Genomic DNA, 17,471 nt, shown 5'->3' on the forward strand with positions numbered 1-17,471 from the left:
CTTAGCGTTTGGCGTGTAGACTATGGGCTGTTGGAACAACACACAGGCGCATCATGCCAATCGACCACGTTGTCGAGTTTATCATCGAAGCCATGCATGACGATTTGGCTGGGCGCCGTGCCCTTGGGGTGCGGCTTGTGCAAAATTACCATGACCTGCCGGCCTCCGATCTAAGTGCGGCGTTTCGTGCCGCCGCAGACGCCATCGAAGATATGTTTGAGCACGAAGGCCATCCGACGGACCAAGCCAACCGGGCCCGCGCGCTGGCTGCCGAAGTGGCCCGGGACGCCGCGGCCATTGGCACCGACGCCCCGGATGTGGCCGCCTTGGGCCAGTTGTGGGCCGCCGGTAAGGGCGCGTTTCCCTCAGGGGGGCGTTAGCCCACAGCCTCGGACGCGGCGCGGATCGCGCGGATATTTTCGCCGTAGGGGGCGGGGTTGGTGACCGAGCCGCCCTTGAACACCGCCGAGCCTGCAACCAACACATCAGCCCCCGCCGCCGTCATCAACGGTGCGGTTTCGGGCGTGATGCCGCCATCGATCTCGATGTGGATGGGCCGGTCGCCGATCATAGCGCGCAGTTGGCGGGTTTTCTCAATCTGTGAGTGGATGAACTTTTGACCACCAAATCCGGGGTTCACGGTCATCACACAGACCAGATCGACCATGTCCAAAAGGTATTCCACAGCGCTTGCAGGGGTCGCAGGGTTCAGCGCGATACCCGCTTTGACGCCTGCACCACGGATCGCCTGAAGCGTGCGGTGGATGTGGGGGCCTGCCTCAACGTGGGCCGTCAGGATATCGGCACCGGCGTCGGCAAAGGCCTCAATGTAGGGATCAACCGGCGCAATCATCAGGTGCACGTCCATTACCGTTTTGATGTGCGGACGGATCGCAGCACAGGTGGCGGGGCCAAAGGTGATGTTGGGCACAAAGTGGCCATCCATGACATCAACGTGGATCCAGTCGGCGCCCTGCGCCTCAACGGCGGCGCATTCCGCACCGAAATTGGCGAAATCAGCCGCAAGGATCGATGGCGCGATTTTGGTCGTACGGTCGAACGGGATGATGGGTTTGGGTGTCGCAGAGAGGTTGGTCATGGGGCAGGCTCCTGAGAGGGGTGCTCGGGTCGGTTGCGCCCCCTCTAGACCGAGGGGTGGGCGCAGTGCAAGCGATGTGGCCGGTTCAAGCACGCGCGCAACCATAGCCCCCAGCATAGGCCCAACGTCACAGGTTGCATGTCCTTCGGACCCATGCGACGCTTTTGGCTGGTTTACAGTCATCGTCAAAGGCCCGCCATGCAGACGCAAACCCACGCGCCCGCCGCCACCGGCACCGCCCCCCAACTGCCGCAGGTGACCCTGCCCCGCAATCCCGGCATGCCGCTGGATCTGGATTGGGTTGCGCGCGCGCAGGCCAATACCTCGGCGATTGAGCGGCGCTGCGCGACTTTGCCCGGTCGTCGGTCTGTCAAAAAGGCGTATCAAGCGGCGTGGCTGGCCAGGGCGATCACGTTGATCGATCTGACCACACTGTCGGGCGATGACACGCCGGGCCGGGTGCGGCGGCTATGTGCCAAGGGCCGCCAGCCCTTGCGCGGCGATCTGAACACAGCCCTCGGCCTGCCGCCACTGACCACTGGTGCGATCTGCGTTTACCATGAAATGGTCGCCACCGCCGTCGATGCGTTGCAGGGCAGTGGCATTCCGGTGGCTGCTGTGTCCACGGGATTTCCCGCAGGGCTGTCGCCCTTTCACACACGCATCGCCGAAATTGAGGCCAGCGTCGCGGCGGGTGCCGCCGAGATTGACATCGTGATTTCACGGCGTCACGTGCTGACCGGCGATTGGCAGGCGCTATATGATGAAATGTGCGCCTACCGCGCGGCGTGTGGCGATGCCCATGTTAAAGCGATCCTTGCGACGGGCGAATTGGGCAGCCTGCGCAACGTGGCGCGTGCATCATTGGTGTGCATGATGGCGGGCGCAGATTTCATCAAAACCTCTACCGGCAAAGAGCCCGTGAACGCGACCCTGCCCGTTACACTGGTGATGCTGCGCGCGATCCGCGATTATGCGGATCGCACCGGACACAAGGTTGGTTACAAGCCTGCGGGCGGGATATCCAAGGCGAAAGACGCCTTGGTTTACATGGCCCTTATCCGCGATGAATTGGGGCCGCGCTGGCTGCAACCGGACCTGTTCCGGTTCGGCGCGTCATCCCTTTTGAATGATATTGAGCGGCAGTTAGAGCATCACGTCACCGGGCGTTATTCCGCCAGCCACCGCCACCCAATGGGCTAATTTTGGATGAAGACCATGACAGACGTCGCTGATATCTTTGAAACTTTAGAATATGGCCCCGCGCCCGAGGCGGACAGAGAGGTCCGCGCGTGGCTTGCCGCCAAGGCCCCCTTTGGTCACGTCATTGATGGCACGCAGGTGATGGGCGCCGGGTTCAAGACCCACAACCCCGCCACAGGCGAAATCCTTGCGGAGGTGAGCCAAGGCACGGCTGCGGACGTGGATGCCGCCGTCAAAGCCGCCCGCCGCGCCCAGCCCAAATGGGCCGCTTTGTCCGGTCATCAACGTGCGCGGCATTTGTATGCGCTGGCCCGGCAAGTCCAAAAACACGCCCGCGCATTGGCAGTGTTAGAAACGCTCGATACCGGCAAGCCGATCCGCGAAAGCCGTGATATCGACCTGCCCTTGGTGGGGCGACACTTTTACTATCATGCCGGGATGGCGCAGTTGATGGCCGAAGACCTGCCCGGGCGAAAAGCAATTGGCGTCTGCGGTCAGATCATCCCGTGGAATTTTCCACTGTTGATGCTGGCGTGGAAGATCGCCCCAGCCTTGGCCATGGGCAACACAGTCGTGCTCAAACCCGCAGAGCAGACCCCCCTGACCGCGTTGATGTTTGCGGAACTCGCGCAGGCCGCCGGGCTGCCCAAGGGCGTGCTGAATATCGTCACCGGCGACGGGGAAACGGGCGCGGCTCTCGTGGCGCATCCGGGCGTGGACAAAGTGGCCTTTACGGGATCAACCGCCGTCGGCCGCGCCATCCGCGAGGCGACCGCCGGCACCGGCAAAGCCCTGACCCTAGAGCTGGGCGGCAAGTCCCCGTACATCGTGTTCGACGATGCGGACATCGATTCCGCCGTCGAAGGATTGGTCGATGCGATCTGGTTCAACGGTGGGCAAGTGTGCTGTGCGGGCGCACGGCTACTGGTGCATGAGGCGATCGCGGACCGCTTCCATGACAAGCTGAAGGTCCGCATGGACGGGCTGCGGGTGGGCGACCCGCTGGACAAATGCATCGACGTCGGATCGTTGATCGCCGCATCGGATTGCGCGCGGGTTGCGGCCTTGGTCGCGCAGACCCAAGGCGAAGTGTATCAGGCCGGCCCTGTGCCCCAGACCGGCGCCTATTACCCCCCCACCCTGATCACGGGCCTGCATTCATCGGACCCCTTGATGCAGGAAGAAATCTTTGGCCCGGTGTTAGTATCGACCACCTTCCGCACCCCGGTGGAGGCGGTGCAATTGGCCAACAACACCCGCTACGGGCTGGCCGCGTCGCTGTGGACCGAGAACGTGAACCTTGCACTGGATTTGGCACCCAAGCTGGAGGCAGGCATCATCTGGGTGAACGCCACCAACCTGATGGACGCGGCTGCGGGTTTTGGCGGCATGAAAGAAAGCGGTTTTGGCCGGGAGGGCGGCTGGGCCGGGCTGCGCGCCTATACCAAGCCTGTGGGCAAAGCGAAAAAGCTGCCTGCGCTGAGCCTTAACACCGGGACAATGACGGCGGCAGATCCGCTGGACCGCACGCCCAAACTGTATATCGGCGGCAAGCAGGCGCGACCTGACGGCGGATATGTACGCGGCGTGTTCGGCCCTAAGGGGGCCTGTCTGGGCGAAGTGGCCGAGGCCAATCGCAAAGACATCCGTAACGCCGTGGAAGCCGCGGCAAAAGCCAACGGCTGGGCCAAGACCAGCGGCCATCTGCGGGCGCAAATCCTGTACTATATGGCGGAAAACCTATCCGCGCGGGCCGATGAATTCGCGGCCCGGTTGCACGCCCAAACCGGCCAAGACGGCGCGGCAGAGGTTGAGGCGGCCCTTGATCGGCTGTTCACCTGCGCGGCATGGGCCGACAAGTATGAGGGCCGCGCGGCGGGCGTGCCGATCCGAGGGATCGCGTTGGGTATGCCGGGGCCTGTTGGGGTGATCGGTGCCTTTGCCGCCGAACAAACGCCGCTGCTTGCGATGATGTCGGTGGTGGGTGCGGCAATGGCGATGGGCAACCGGCTGGTGCTGGCCGCCCCCGAAACCGCGCCGTTAACAGCCACGGATTTCTATCAAGTCCTGGATACGTCCGATGTGCCCGGCGGTGTGGTTAACATCCTGACCGGGTCGCACGCGGACCTTGCCCCCCATTTGGCAGGCCACATGGAGGTGGACGCGTGTTGGTCATTCTCAAGCGCGGATATCTCGGGCGTGATTGAGCGTGAGGCGGCGGGCAACCTAAAGCGGACATGGGTTAATTACGGGCAGGCACATGACTTTGGCGCGCCCCAAATGGACCGTTTCCTAGAGGCCGCCACAGAGGTGAAAACCATCTGGGTGCCCTACGGCGAATAAGGAACCACACAATGCGCGCAATTACTTATGACCGGTTCGGCCCTTCGTCTGATGTTTTGGTCTTGGCCGATCTGCCCACCCCGGACCCTGCCTCCGGTGAGGTTTTGGTGCGGTTGCACACCTCGGGCGTGAACCCGTCGGATGTTAAGGCGCGCGCGGGCGGACGGCCCGGTGTGACCAAGCCGCCCTTTCCCACCATCATTCCCCATTCCGACGGCGCGGGCGTGATTGAGGCCGTGGGCGATGGCGTAGACGCGGCCCGCGTGGGCCAGCGCGTTTGGGTCTGGAATGGCCAGTGGCAGCGCGCGTTTGGCACGGCCGCCGAATACATCGCCCTACCCGCCGCCCAAGCCATGCCCTTGGCCGACACCGTCAGCTTTGAGCACGGCGCGACACTGGGCATTCCGGCGATGACGGCGGCACATGTGGTGCTGGGCAACGGCCCCGTTGCGGGCAAAACGCTGTTGATTTCGGGAGGCGCGGGCACTGTTGGACATTTGGCGGTGCAAATCGCGGTGCAATCCGGGGCGCGCGTGATCGCGACGGCCCGTGGGCCAGGCATGGAGGCCGCGCGCGCTGCCGGGGCCGACACGGTGCTGGATTACACAGCATCCGACCTTGCCGAGCAGATCCTCGCGGCAAATAACGGCGCCCCTGTTGAGCAAATTGTCGAGGTTGAGTTCGGCACAAACCTTGCCGTGAACACCGCCGTCATCGCAGAGAACGGGCGGATCGTGGCCTATGGATCAGCCCAAGAGATGACACCAATGCTGCCCTTTTATCCGTTAATGTTCAAAGCGGTGACCTTGGAATTGGCATTGATCTATCTGCTGACGCCCACCCAACGCGCGCAGGCCATTGGCCATGTGAACACCTTGCTTGAGGCCGGCACGCTGACGCCGCGCGTTGCAGAGGTGCTACCGCTTGAGGCTTGTGCCCAAGCGCACGAGGCTGTGGCGGCCGGTAAACGGGCGGGGTCGGTTTTGCTGCGCATGTAGTGGGTGAAGCAACCCTCACTTGGGGGGATCGTCATGCGCGGGGTCTGACCTCATGTCGCGGTTCGGATAGAGCCGCTTGCGGCAAGTGAGGCGCATCGCATAAACTCCCGTTAACCAATCGGGAGACACCTCATGACCCAAACCCTCAAGATGTCCGTGGCCGCATTTGCCTTGATGGCATCCGGTGCGTGGGCCGCGCAGGACAGCATCATCATCGGCATGCAGTTAGAACCGCCGAACCTTGACCCAACGGGCGGCGCGGCGGCAGCCATTGATGAGGTGACCTACGCCAACCTGTTTGAGGGGCTCACGCGGTTTGCCTCGGACGGGGCGGTTGTGCCCGGACTGGCCCAAAGCTGGAGCGTATCGGAGGACGGGCTGACGTGGACATTTGATCTGCGCCCCGGCGTCGTGTTCCACGATGGGACTGTGATGGACAGTGCGGATGTTGTGTTTTCACTGAACCGAGCACGGGCCGAGGACAGCACCAACGCGCAAAAGGCGTTATTTGCAGGGATCACGGATGTAAGTGCGCCGGATGCGACCACTGTTGTCATCGCTCTGGACGCGCCCAACGGTAATTTTGCATTCAACATGGCGTGGGGTGATGCGGTGATCGTGGCCCCTGAAAGCGTGGACACAAACGCGACGCAGCCCGTCGGGACCGGACCGTTTCGGTTTGTGGAATGGGCCAAGGGTGACAGCGTCACGCTGGAGCGGTTCGACGATTATTGGGGCGCGTCCCCTGCACTGATGCGCGCGACGTTCAAGTTCATTTCGGACCCGAATGCGGCATTTGCGGCGATGATGGCGGGCGATGTAAATGCGTTTCCGGTGTTTCCGGCACCCGAAACGCTTGCAAATTTTGACGCCGATCCCCGATTTTCGGTCATCGTTGGTTCAACCGAGGGGGAGACGATCCTCGCGATGAACAACGCCAATTTGACGGATGTGCGGGTGCGCAAGGCGATCAGCCATGCGATTGATCGCCAAGCGATTATCGACGGTGCGATGTTTGGATACGGCACGCCCATCGGAACCCATTTTGCGCCGCACAACCCCGATTACGTGGACCTTACGGGCGGCTCAGCCCATGACCCGGACATGGCCCGCGCGTTGCTGGCAGAGGCCGGCGCCACGGACCTGACCCTGCGCATGGCGCTGCCACCGCCATCCTATGCCCGGCGCGGGGGCGAGATCATCGCCAGCCAATTACGCGCCGTGGGAATTGCGACGGAGATCACCAACATGGAATGGGCGCAGTGGCTGGAGCAAGTGTTTCGCGGCAAGGATTTTGACCTAACAATCGTGAGCCACACGGAACCTGCCGACATCAATATCTATGCCCGTCCGGAGTATTATTTTCAGTACGACAACGCCGGCTTTCAGGAGTTGATGGAAACGCTGGATGTGACTGCGGCCCCTGAGGCGCGTACAGCCCTGCTGCAAGACGCGCAAAAGATGATCGCGGCGGACTACGTGAATGGTTACTTGTTCCAGCTGGCCAAAACCGGTGTGGCGGACAGCCGGATTGAGGGCCTTTGGCAGAATGCACCCACCCAAGCCAATGACCTGACTGGGGTCAGTTGGCGCGCAGGTCCGTGAGGCGGGAACTCGCCTCCGGCGGGGATATTTATGAACCAAAGACGTTGGGCGCGCCGCATTGTGTTCATGCGGTGAGAGTGCTGCGATGATGCGAGCATTGGGTCGACGGGCCGTTTCGCTGTTGCTGGCGTTAATTGCGGCGAGTGTCGTGATTTTTGTCATGTTGCAGGCGGTGCCGGGTGACCCGGCCATGTTCATGCTGGGCATGAATGCCGGTGAGGACACGCTGGCGGCGTTGCGGGCAGAGTTGGGTTTAGAGGGCCCATTGGTGGTGCGCTATTTGGCGTGGATCAGCGGCATGTTGGGCGGCGACTTTGGGACGTCCTACACCTACCGCGTGCCTGTGGCGGAGTTGGTTTCTGAGCGAATTGTTGTGTCGGCGCCGCTGGCTGTGATGGCCTTGGTGTTGTCGAGTGTCATCGCGATCCCGGTTGGGTTGATTGCGGCTGCGCGGCGTGGCGGTGCGGCCGATTGGGGGATCATGGGCGGCACACAGCTGGGCATCGCAGTGCCGAATTTCTGGTTCGCGATGATATTGGTGTTGGTGTTTGCAGTGAAGTTGCGTTGGGTCTCGGCTGGGGGATTTCCGGGTTGGGACGCGGGGCTATGGCTTGGGGTTCGCGCGCTTTTATTGCCCGCGATTGCGTTGGCGTTGCCGCAAGCTTCGATCCTTGCGCGGGTGTTGCGATCCGCTTTGTTGGACACGTTGGACCAAGATTATATCCGAACCGCGCGGGCCAAGGGCCTGTCGCGCCGGGCCACTGTGGTGCGCCATGCGCTACGTAATGCGATGATCCCGGTGTTAACGATTTTGGGCCTACAGTTTTCGTTCCTGTTGGCGGGCGCCATCATCATTGAGAACGTGTTCTTTTTGCCTGGCTTGGGGCGGCTGATTTTTCAAGGGATCACCCAGCGCGACCTGATCGTGGTTCAATCGGTGACGATGCTGTTGGTATTCGCGGTCATCATGGTGACCTTTTTGGTGGACCTCGCCTATACCGTTGCTGACCCGCGGTTGCGGCGCAGATGAGGGTTTCGTTGGTCATTGGGGCCGTGTTGAGTGCGGTGTTTGTCGGCTTGGCGGCTGTGTCGCTGTTGTGGTTGCCGTATGACGTCACGGTGCTGGATATCGCGGGCCGGTTGCAGCCTCCAAGCACCAGCCACTGGCTGGGTACGGACCATTTCGGCCGCGACATGGTGGCGATGTTGATGGCGGGGGCGCGGACCTCTATCGCCGTGGCATTGATCGCGGTTGGCATCGGTATTGTGTTCGGCGTGCCCCTTGGCTTGGCGGCGGCGGCCTATCGCGGGACGTGGTTGGATGAAATGATTATGCGCGGCAACGATCTGGTGTTTGCCTTTCCGTCGCTGGTCATCGCCATTCTGATCACCGCAGTTTTCGGGGCATCAGCGGTGAACGCGATTTTGGCGATTGGCATATTCAACATCCCCGTGTTTGCGCGTGTCGCGCGGGGCGGCGCGTTGCCGTTGTGGACGTTGGACTATATTCTTGCCGCGCGGGTTGCCGGCAAAGGACGGATCCGGATCAGCGCCGAGCATATCCTGCCCAACATCGCGAACCTTTTGATCGTGCAGGGAACGATACAGTTTTCGCTGGGCATTTTGGCGGAGGCCGCGCTGTCCTATGTGGGCCTAGGGGCGCAGCCCCCGACCGCAAGCTGGGGCCGGATGCTCGCGGATGCGCAGACGATGATTTATACCGAGCCGCAGTTGGCCATCCTGCCGGGTATGGCGATTGTGCTGATGGTTTTAGGGCTGAATTTAATGGGCGATGGGTTGCGCGACGCGCTGGATCCGCGGTTGCGGAAGGCGGGGATGTGAAGACCTTGGCCCCCTGCCCCGCAGTGCTGACGATCGACGGGTTGAGCGTCGCGATCCAAGGTGCTGACCTTTTGCGAGACGTGTCGTTTGACATCGCGCGCGGAGAGGTCATGGGATTGGTGGGTGAAAGTGGGTCGGGCAAGTCGTTGACGGCCCTTGCGATCATGGGCCTGCTGCCGGATGGCAGCGACAAGCGAGGGGCCGTTCGATTGGAGGGGTCTGACCTAACCGCCCTGCCCGAACGCGCGCTTTGCCGGATGCGAGGCCGCGACGTTGGAATGATCTTCCAAGAACCTATGACCGCGCTGAACCCCGTACACACCATCGGGGCGCAAGTGGCAGAAACCGTCCGCGTGCACCGGCGCACCACCCGGGCAGAGGCACGCGCGATTGCGCGGGACCGGCTAGACCGGGTCGGATTGAGCCATATCGGCTTGGACAGATACCCGCATGAATTGTCGGGCGGGCAGCGTCAGCGCGTGTGCATCGCCTTGGCCATTGCGCTGCACCCAAAGCTGCTAATCGCGGATGAGCCAACGACCGCGTTGGATGTCACGACGCAGGCGCAGATCCTTGATTTACTCCGCACCCTTGTGCGGGAAGAAGGGATGGCGCTGTTGTTGATCACCCATGATCTGGGCGTTGTTGCGGGTATGGCGGACCGTGTGGCCGTAATGAAATCAGGCCAAATCGTTGAGAGCGACAGCACCGAAGCCCTGTTTCGAGCGATGCGCCACCCCTACACGCGCGCACTTTTAGCGGCCTCGCGGCCCGCGCCACGGGTGGCGAGCAGCGACATCGGCGCGCCCGTGCTGGAGGCCCGCGACGTGGCGCGCCACTATGGTGCCACACGGGCCGTTGATGGGGTGAGTTTCACTCTCAACGCAGGTGAGAGCCTTGGACTGGTTGGGGAATCGGGTTGTGGGAAATCGACACTGACGCGGGTGTTGCTGGGGCTAGAGGATGCAGATGCGGGGCATGTTACGTTGCTCGGCACACCCGTCAGCCCAAAGATGCCGCATGAGGCACGCGCCGCACAGCAGATCGTGTTTCAGGACCCGTACGGCAGTTTTAACCCCCGCTGGCGGGTTGCCGATTTGGTCGCGGAGCCGTTTCATTTGACGGGTCGGCCAACGGATGCGGACGCGCAAGTGATTGCCGCACTTGAGGCCGTGGGCCTGATGGCCAGTGATGCGGACAAGTACCCCCATGCGTTCTCGGGCGGGCAGCGGCAGCGCATTGCGATTGCCCGTGCTTTGATCACCCGCCCCAAAGTTCTGATCCTTGATGAGGCGGTATCGGCCCTAGATGTGCGGGTCCGGGCGCAGGTGCTGGATGTGTTGAGCGATCTGCAAGAGCGACTGGGATTAAGTTATGTGTTTATCAGTCATGATCTAACCGTTGTGCGCGCGATTACAGACCGCGTGATGGTGATGAAAGCGGGTCGTATTGTGGAGGAAGGGCCAACCCAAGAGGTATTTGCCAGCCCACATACGGCGTATACCGCCGCATTGATCGAAGCGGCCCCAGTGATCCCAGACGCGTGGCTAACTGACTGAGAGTTTCGCTGTGTATTGTCTGAAACGTGGCGCGCTGGCGCGTTTGACCCGGTATAGGGGGGCTTTGCCCCCGGCCCTTTGGGCCACCTCCAGAGTAGTTAAGAACCAAAGGAAAAAGCGCGCCGGGTTAGGGCGCGCTTTGATGTAAGTTTGGTAAAGGCGCTCAGCTGGCGCTGGCTTCTTCCTTTTTCTTTTCGGCATAGATGAGAAGCGGTGGCTTGGTGCGGCCTACGGCTTCCTCATTCACAACCACCTCTTCGACGTCATCTTGACCCGGCAGATCGAACATCGTGTCGAGCAGGATGTCCTCCATGATGGAGCGCAAGCCCCGGGCGCCGGTTTTACGCTCAATCGCGCGTTTGGCGATCGCGGTTAGTGCGTCATCAGTAAAGGTCAGAGACACGTCTTCCAGCTCAAACAAGCGTTGGTATTGCTTTACAAGCGCGTTTTTGGGCGCGGTGAGGATGGTGACCAGTGCGTCCTCGTCGAGATCCTCAAGCGTTGCGATCACCGGCAGGCGACCCACGAATTCTGGGATCAGGCCGAACTTGAGCAGGTCCTCAGGCTCAAGGTCTTTGAAGAAATCGCCAACGCCCTTGTCGCTTTCGTCGCGAACGTCCGCGCCGAAGCCCATAGCCGAGCCTTTGCCGCGTTGTGCGATGATCTTGTCGAGACCCGCAAAGGCGCCGCCGCAGATGAACAGGATGTTCGTTGTGTCCACTTGCAGGAATTCTTGCTGCGGATGTTTGCGCCCGCCTTGAGGTGGCACGGAGGCAACGGTGCCTTCCATGATTTTCAAGAGAGCCTGCTGCACGCCTTCGCCCGACACATCGCGGGTGATGGAGGGGTTGTCGGATTTACGCGTAATCTTGTCGACTTCATCAATGTAGACGATGCCGCGCTGCGCGCGTTCCACATTATACTCAGACGCCTGAAGCAACTTGAGGATGATGTTTTCAACATCTTCACCGACATAGCCGGCTTCGGTCAGGGTCGTGGCGTCGGCCATCGTGAACGGCACATCAAGGATGCGCGCCAAGGTCTGCGCCAAAAGTGTTTTACCACAGCCCGTGGGGCCAATCAGCATGATGTTGGATTTCGCCAGCTCAATATCAGACTTTGAGGCATGGTTGAGGCGTTTGTAGTGGTTATGCACCGCTACTGAAAGCACACGTTTCGCATGCGCCTGCCCGATGACGTAGTCATCAAGAACCTTGCAGATATCCATCGGCGTGGGCACCCCGTCCGAGGACTTCAGGCCGGTTGCCTTTGTTTCCTCACGGATGATGTCCATGCACAACTCGACGCATTCATCGCAGATGAACACGGTCGGGCCCGCAATGAGCTTGCGCACCTCATGCTGGCTTTTGCCACAAAAACTACAATACAGGGTGTTTTTGCTGTCGCCGGAATTATTCGCCATTTCGCACCTCATCGGATGTCCCCGCGCCCGTTTTTGGGCATGTAGGAGACCTAATCCGAGCGACACGCGCACCTGTCGCTCGGCTCATCTTTGGATAGCTTATGGCAGCGCGCCGCTATCCACAATGTCAAAAGCCGCGAGAATTCGCTCCGCGGCCAAAGGAATTATTCAGCGTCCTTAACGGCCCGGCTGGTGACGATCTCATCGATGTGACCCCAGTCCTTTGCCTCTTGGGGCGACATGAAATTATCACGCTCTAGCGCCTGATACACGGTATCGTAATCGTTGCCGGTATGGTCGACGTAGATCTTGTAAAGCTGTTCTTTGATTTTCTGGGTTTCGGCGGCGTGGATCATGATATCCGTCGCCTGGCCCTGATACCCGCCGGAGGGCTGGTGCACCATGATCCGCGAGTTCGGCAGCGAGAACCGCATACCTTTTTCGCCCGCGACCGACAGGACAGACCCCATCGAGGCCGCTTGGCCGACAACCAGCGTGGACACGGCGGGGCGGATGTATTGCATCGTGTCGTAGATCGACAGGCCCGACGTCACAACACCACCGGGGCTGTTGATGTACATCGAAATCTCTTTGGAGGGATTTTCTGCCTCAAGGTGCAAAAGCTGCGCCACGACAAGCTGGCTCATGCCATCATGCACGGGGCCATTCACGAAAATAATACGCTCCTTCAGGAGACGCGAAAAAATGTCATACGCGCGTTCGCCACGGCTGGTTTGCTCCACCACCATGGGGACGAGGTTGTTTGTGAAATAATCAACGGGATCATGCATTGGAGTGCCTCGGATATATGCTCGGGCTGCGGGCGGAATGGCCCGGAGTCCCCATTAGCTTAGGTCTGCACATCGGGGGCTGCAAGGCCTCCTCGCCAGTTCCGTCGCACATTCCTGCTGGTCTACAGAAAAGTGGTTACTGCTTTGTTAACAAACCGCTTGTCCACAAGGCATTGGCGTCGTAACGTTAGCCATGACTTACGATGCTGCCCTCACCGCGCTTGCGGACCCGACCCGCCGCGCAATCTTAGATCAGATGCGCGCGCACCCGCAGAGCGTGGCCCAGATTGCTGAACCCTTGCCCGTGTCGCGCCCCGCCGTATCACAGCACCTAAAAGTAATGCTGGGGGCAGGCCTTGTGACGCTGGAAAAACACGGCACCCGCAGCCTGTATGCCTTGGCCCCTGCGGGGATCGCGCCACTACAAAGCTGGCTCGAAACCTTGCGCGCGGATGCGACCGCCAGCCTTGCCCAAGCGGCAGAGCCCCAAGACGACGACGCGACGCCCCCCATCACCCAAGCTTATGACGTACGGCTCACGCCAGCAGAGGCGTTTGCGCTGTTTACTGACGACATCGCGCTGTGGTGGCCTGTGGCTAAACATTCCCTCTCGGCGGACACGGACGGCAGCCTGCCCATGGCATTGGTGTTTCACGGTGGCCCAGATGGCCGTATCGAAGAGACCACGATCGCAGGTGAGGTCGGATGCTGGGCCGACGTGACCGCATGGGACGCCCCTCGGGGGTTGAGCCTGCGGTGGCGCATGGGCCGCGCGGATCCAGAGGCCACGACGGTCAGCCTGCAATTTGAGGCCGCCGGACGCGGCACCCGTATGCAGCTCACCCATAGCGGCTGGGACGCGCTTGGGGCTGAGGCCGAAAGCGCGCGCGACAACTATTCCCACGTGTGGGAGCATGTGCTGGGCACCCGCTTTACCGCCGCGGCACACGCCGCCCTGTCAAATTTCTAGGCTTGTCCTTCGGTGCGCGCCCCCTAGATGCGCGCTATGTCATTTGAACCAACCCGCACCGCCGCGTTAGAGCGCCTCGCCCATTTCGTTCCCAAAGCTGGCAGCGAGTACGCCCGCCTGCGCAATCATGATGTGCCCGGCCACCCCCATGTGTCAGTCCTGTCGCCCTATATCCGCCACCGCGTGGTGTCAGAGGCCGAGGTGGCGCAGGCTGTCTTGGGCCGCTTTTCCCCGGCGACGGCTGAGAAGTATCTGCAAGAGGTTTGCTGGCGCAGTTACTGGAAGGCGTGGTTGGATCGGCGGCCATCGGTTTGGACCGCCTATGAGGCCGAGGTAAAGGCCGCGCAGAACCAATTAGCCACGCAGTCGGGTCTGCGGCAGGCGTGGCAAGACGCTTGTTCTGGTGAAACTGGCATCGACTGTTTCGACCACTGGGCGCGGGAGTTGGTGGCAACCGGATATTTGCATAACCATGCGCGGATGTGGTTCGCCTCAATCTGGATGTTCACCTTGAACCTGCCTTGGGCGTTGGGCGCGGATTTCTTTATGCGTCATTTGCTGGATGGGGACCCTGCATCCAATACGCTATCGTGGCGTTGGGTGGGGGGCCTGCAAACCGTGGGCAAAACCTACGCGGCGCGCCCCGACAACATCGCCAAATATACGGACGGGCGGTTCAACCCGACAGGGCAGCTGGCCGCGCCCCACGAAATCCAACCTCTTGGCCACCCAGAACACCCCAAACCGCTGCCAGTGCCGGGGTCCGACAGTGTAGACACAAGCATCTCCACCGGGCTGATCCTGACGGAGGACGATCTTGCACCCGGCTTTTTGCTAGAGGGTGGGTTGCGGCCGGTTGCAGGGCTGATTTTGCTGAACACGACGCGGCGTTCGCCGCTGAACGTCGCACCGCAGGTTGTTGATTTTACGTCATCCTTGGCGCAGGACTGCTCCGCGCGTTGGGGGGATCGTGTCGGCGGCTTTACCATCGTCCACACCCCCGAAGACGCCGCTGATTGGGCACGGACACACGCAATCGAACAACTGGTTGCGCCATATGCCCCCACCGGACCGGGGCGTACCGGGCTAGATGCCATGGCAGGTGCGACGCGGCTGCCCCTGCGGCGTGTCATGCGCCAATGGGATGCCGCAGCCCTGCCCCACGCAACGGCTGGATTCTTCAAATTCAAGGCCCGCATTCCCGACCTACTGGCCACCCTTCAGGCACCTGCACGAAACAGCGCCTAAACGCTACGTCACCCCTTTGCACGCCATTGCGGTCACATCTGCGCGAAAACCGGCACACAGACCCGCCCCGAGGCTTCCCATGTGGGACAGCCTCGGCTAGGGTTTGCCAATAGCATGTGACGGCTGCCAACAAGAGCACCGCACCGAGGCGCGCAAACCCCAATAAGCAAGGGTGACAGGATGAGCAGCAGTCGATCGAATTTTTCGCGGTATTTGGGCGTGAGCGCGATGACGCTTGCGTTGTCTGCGTGCCAACCCGGTGAAATGCTCAATTCCATCACCAGCAGCTTTGGCAGCGACAGGCAGGATGCGACGCCAGAGGCTGTGCAAAGCGTGTCATTGATTGAGCGCGACGTCGAAGCGCCCGAAGTGTACGACCGCACGGATCCCGGCCTTTGGGATGGGCGTCCCTCGCTTGGCGGTGTTTGGATTGCTGCCCCAAATGTGACCGACCCTGAGCGTGTGATCATCCGCAACACAACCAACGATAAATTTGTGATCGGCGCCTTGTTCCGCCGTGAACGGACCAACCCCGGCCCGCCTATGCAGCTTAGCTCAGATGCCGCGGCCGCCCTTGGGATTTTGGCAGGCGCCCCGACAGAGGTAAGCGTTATTGCCTTGCGCCGCGAACAAATGCCCGACCCAGCCGCGGTAACACTGACCACGGATGCGACGGGCGACGCGGCACCGGTCGCGACCATTGAGGCCACCTCGCTAGATGACCCCATCGCTGCCGCCGCAGCCGCGCTGGACCGGGCAGAGGCCGCATCGGTGGCGGCAGGCGTGCCCGCCCCGCGCCCAACCGCAACCGAAGCCGCGACGGTCACGGCCACGCCCGCCGCGGGTCAAACCGCTCTGGCCAAGCCATTTTTGCAGGTCGGGATCTTTTCCATCGAACAAAACGCACGCAACACCGCGACAGCCCTGCGCGGAGCGGGTATAGTCCCCACCGTGTTGGCCCAAGAAAGCGCGGGCAAAGCGTTTTGGCGTGTTGTCGTGGGCCCCGCAAGCACAAGCGCGGATCGCGCAGCGGTGTTGGGCACGATCAAAGACCTCGGCTTTGAGGATGCCTACCCCGTCACCAACTGATCCGACGCCCCGATCTGAACCCTGCGCTGAGCCAAACGGAGAACCCGTGATGTGTGACCGCCCCGCCCCATCTTTTTTTGCCACGCTGCGCGCCTGCGCAGTGGGGATCGCCCTTGTTGTGGCCGCACCCGCCGCCAGCCTTGCGCAGGTGTTCCAGACCGAGGCGACCTCGGCTGTGGTGATTGACCACAACACTGGGCAAGTGCTGTTGTCGAAACTGGCCGATGTGCCTTTGCCCCCCGCATCAATGTCCAAGCTGATGACCCTGCTGATGACCTATGAGGCGCTTGAAGATGGGCGCCTGACCATGGATACCGTCTTGCCTGTTTCCGAACATGCGATGTCGTTTGGCGGTTCCACCATGTTTTTGGACACCACAGACCGTGTCCGGGTTGAGGACCTGATCCGCGGGATCATCGTTTTGTCGGGCAACGACGCCTGTGTCGTCTTGGCCGAAGCTTTGTCCCCCGATGGCACGGAAGAAGGCTTTGCCGAGATGATGACCCAGCGCGCCCGCGATCTGGGGATGACACAAAGTTCATTTCGCAATGCAAGCGGGTGGCCCGCCCTGGGCCATGTGATGTCCATGAAGGATCTTGCGTTTATCGCTGAAAAAATCATCACCGACTTCCCCGAATACTACACGATGTTTGCCGAAACCGAGTTTGCATTTGATGGACGTGCCCCGTCCAACACCCGCAACCGCAACCCGCTTTTGCGGCTTGATATCGGCGCAGATGGCCTCAAGACTGGGCACACCGAAGAAGCAGGCTACGGCCTTGTCGGCTCTGCGTTGCAGGGTGAGCGGCGCGTCACCTTTGTGATTTCGGGCCTCGAGACAGAAGCCGCCCGCGCCCGCGAGGCAGAGCGCATCGTCAACTGGGCCTTTCGTCAGTTCGCGCAGACCACCGTGTTGACCGAGGGCGCCGTTGTCGGCGAGGCACCTGTCTTCATGGGGGCTGCGTCCTCTGTGCCATTGATTGCCGGGGCCGATGTGTCGTTGTTGATGCCTGCTGTCGGCGACCGCACCGTTTCGGGTGAAGTCAGGTTCAATGGCCCGCTTTCCGCCCCCCTAACAGCAGGCACCGAAGTCGGCACCTTCCATGTTACGGTTGCGGATATGGCACCTGTGACTGTGCCCTTGCGCGTGGCCGCCGATGTAGAACCTGCGGGCATTTTACGTCGCATCCAGCTTGCTGGCGAAGCCGTTCTGGCCCGCCTTTTGGGCAGTGCTGCCGATGCAGCACCCCTCTCTTCTAGCGAACAGTAGAAACCATATGTTTATAAGCTTTGAGGGCATC

General features: G+C 61.4%; 15 protein-coding genes. 12 read left to right on the forward strand and 3 right to left on the reverse strand.

The annotated features are described in order from the left end of the window. The first annotated feature begins 53 nt into the window (after positions 1-53). On the forward strand, positions 54-380 hold the full coding sequence (locus tag AC4GMC_RS06020; protein ID WP_487877459.1) for a hypothetical protein: 327 nt from the start codon (positions 54-56) through the stop codon (positions 378-380). On the opposite strand, the gene rpe is transcribed toward AC4GMC_RS06020, so the two are convergent. Next, positions 377-1,099 (reverse strand): ribulose-phosphate 3-epimerase, encoded by a 723-nt coding sequence (gene rpe, locus AC4GMC_RS06025; RefSeq protein ID WP_487877458.1) that lies wholly within the window; start codon positions 1,097-1,099, stop codon positions 377-379. The genes AC4GMC_RS06020 and rpe overlap by 4 nt on opposite strands. 198 nt (positions 1,100-1,297) lie before the next feature. On the opposite strand from rpe, the gene deoC reads away from it, so the two are divergent. The 7 genes from deoC to AC4GMC_RS06060 all read left to right on the forward strand — a co-directional run bounded on the left by deoC (position 1,298) and on the right by AC4GMC_RS06060 (position 10,649). After that, positions 1,298-2,302 carry a deoxyribose-phosphate aldolase gene (gene deoC / locus AC4GMC_RS06030; protein ID WP_487877457.1) on the forward strand — a complete coding sequence of 335 codons (1,005 nt, stop codon included), beginning with the start codon at positions 1,298-1,300 and terminating at the stop codon, positions 2,300-2,302. A gap of 15 nt (positions 2,303-2,317) precedes the next feature. Next, positions 2,318-4,645 carry an aldehyde dehydrogenase family protein gene (locus AC4GMC_RS06035; RefSeq protein ID WP_487876525.1) on the forward strand — a complete coding sequence of 776 codons (2,328 nt, stop codon included), beginning with the start codon at positions 2,318-2,320 and terminating at the stop codon, positions 4,643-4,645. 11 nt (positions 4,646-4,656) lie between these two features. Further along, positions 4,657-5,643 carry an NADPH:quinone reductase gene (locus AC4GMC_RS06040; RefSeq protein ID WP_487876526.1) on the forward strand — a complete coding sequence of 329 codons (987 nt, stop codon included), beginning with the start codon at positions 4,657-4,659 and terminating at the stop codon, positions 5,641-5,643. Between the two features lie 132 nt (positions 5,644-5,775). Beyond that, the gene (locus AC4GMC_RS06045) at positions 5,776-7,248 is read left to right on the forward strand and encodes an ABC transporter substrate-binding protein (RefSeq protein ID WP_487876527.1); all 1,473 of its coding nucleotides are present in this window, start codon (positions 5,776-5,778) and stop codon (positions 7,246-7,248) included. Between the two features lie 85 nt (positions 7,249-7,333). Further along, positions 7,334-8,278 (forward strand): ABC transporter permease, encoded by a 945-nt coding sequence (locus tag AC4GMC_RS06050; RefSeq protein ID WP_487876528.1) that lies wholly within the window; start codon positions 7,334-7,336, stop codon positions 8,276-8,278. Next, entirely contained in the window at positions 8,275-9,090 is an 816-nt protein-coding gene (locus AC4GMC_RS06055) for an ABC transporter permease (protein ID WP_487876529.1), read from the forward strand. The genes AC4GMC_RS06050 and AC4GMC_RS06055 overlap by 4 nt, the downstream gene beginning before the upstream one ends. After that, positions 9,087-10,649 carry an ABC transporter ATP-binding protein gene (locus AC4GMC_RS06060; protein WP_487876530.1) on the forward strand — a complete coding sequence of 521 codons (1,563 nt, stop codon included), beginning with the start codon at positions 9,087-9,089 and terminating at the stop codon, positions 10,647-10,649. The genes AC4GMC_RS06055 and AC4GMC_RS06060 overlap by 4 nt, the downstream gene beginning before the upstream one ends. 163 nt (positions 10,650-10,812) lie before the next feature. On the opposite strand, the gene clpX is transcribed toward AC4GMC_RS06060, so the two are convergent. Both clpX and AC4GMC_RS06070 read right to left on the reverse strand, forming a co-directional pair. Continuing rightward, entirely contained in the window at positions 10,813-12,072 is a 1,260-nt protein-coding gene (clpX, locus tag AC4GMC_RS06065) for an ATP-dependent Clp protease ATP-binding subunit ClpX (RefSeq protein ID WP_038006985.1), read from the reverse strand. A 164-nt stretch (positions 12,073-12,236) separates the two neighbouring features. Beyond that, a complete protein-coding gene (locus AC4GMC_RS06070; RefSeq protein ID WP_487876531.1) occupies positions 12,237-12,863 on the reverse strand; it encodes an ATP-dependent Clp protease proteolytic subunit in 627 nt (208 codons plus the stop codon). Between the two features lie 193 nt (positions 12,864-13,056). On the opposite strand from AC4GMC_RS06070, the gene AC4GMC_RS06075 reads away from it, so the two are divergent. From AC4GMC_RS06075 to AC4GMC_RS06090, 4 genes are all read left to right on the forward strand, one after another. Continuing rightward, positions 13,057-13,833 (forward strand): ArsR/SmtB family transcription factor, encoded by a 777-nt coding sequence (locus tag AC4GMC_RS06075; protein WP_487876532.1) that lies wholly within the window; start codon positions 13,057-13,059, stop codon positions 13,831-13,833. Between the two features lie 36 nt (positions 13,834-13,869). Further along, positions 13,870-15,081, forward strand: coding sequence for an FAD-binding domain-containing protein (locus AC4GMC_RS06080; RefSeq protein ID WP_487876533.1), 1,212 nt, complete (start codon positions 13,870-13,872; stop codon positions 15,079-15,081). Between the two features lie 180 nt (positions 15,082-15,261). After that, positions 15,262-16,170, forward strand: coding sequence for an SPOR domain-containing protein (locus tag AC4GMC_RS06085; RefSeq protein WP_487876534.1), 909 nt, complete (start codon positions 15,262-15,264; stop codon positions 16,168-16,170). Between the two features lie 49 nt (positions 16,171-16,219). Next, positions 16,220-17,440 carry a D-alanyl-D-alanine carboxypeptidase family protein gene (locus AC4GMC_RS06090; RefSeq protein WP_487876535.1) on the forward strand — a complete coding sequence of 407 codons (1,221 nt, stop codon included), beginning with the start codon at positions 16,220-16,222 and terminating at the stop codon, positions 17,438-17,440. Positions 17,441-17,471: the final 31 nt, after the last annotated feature.

The sequence above is a fragment of the Thalassobacter sp. genome (genome assembly GCF_982993085.1).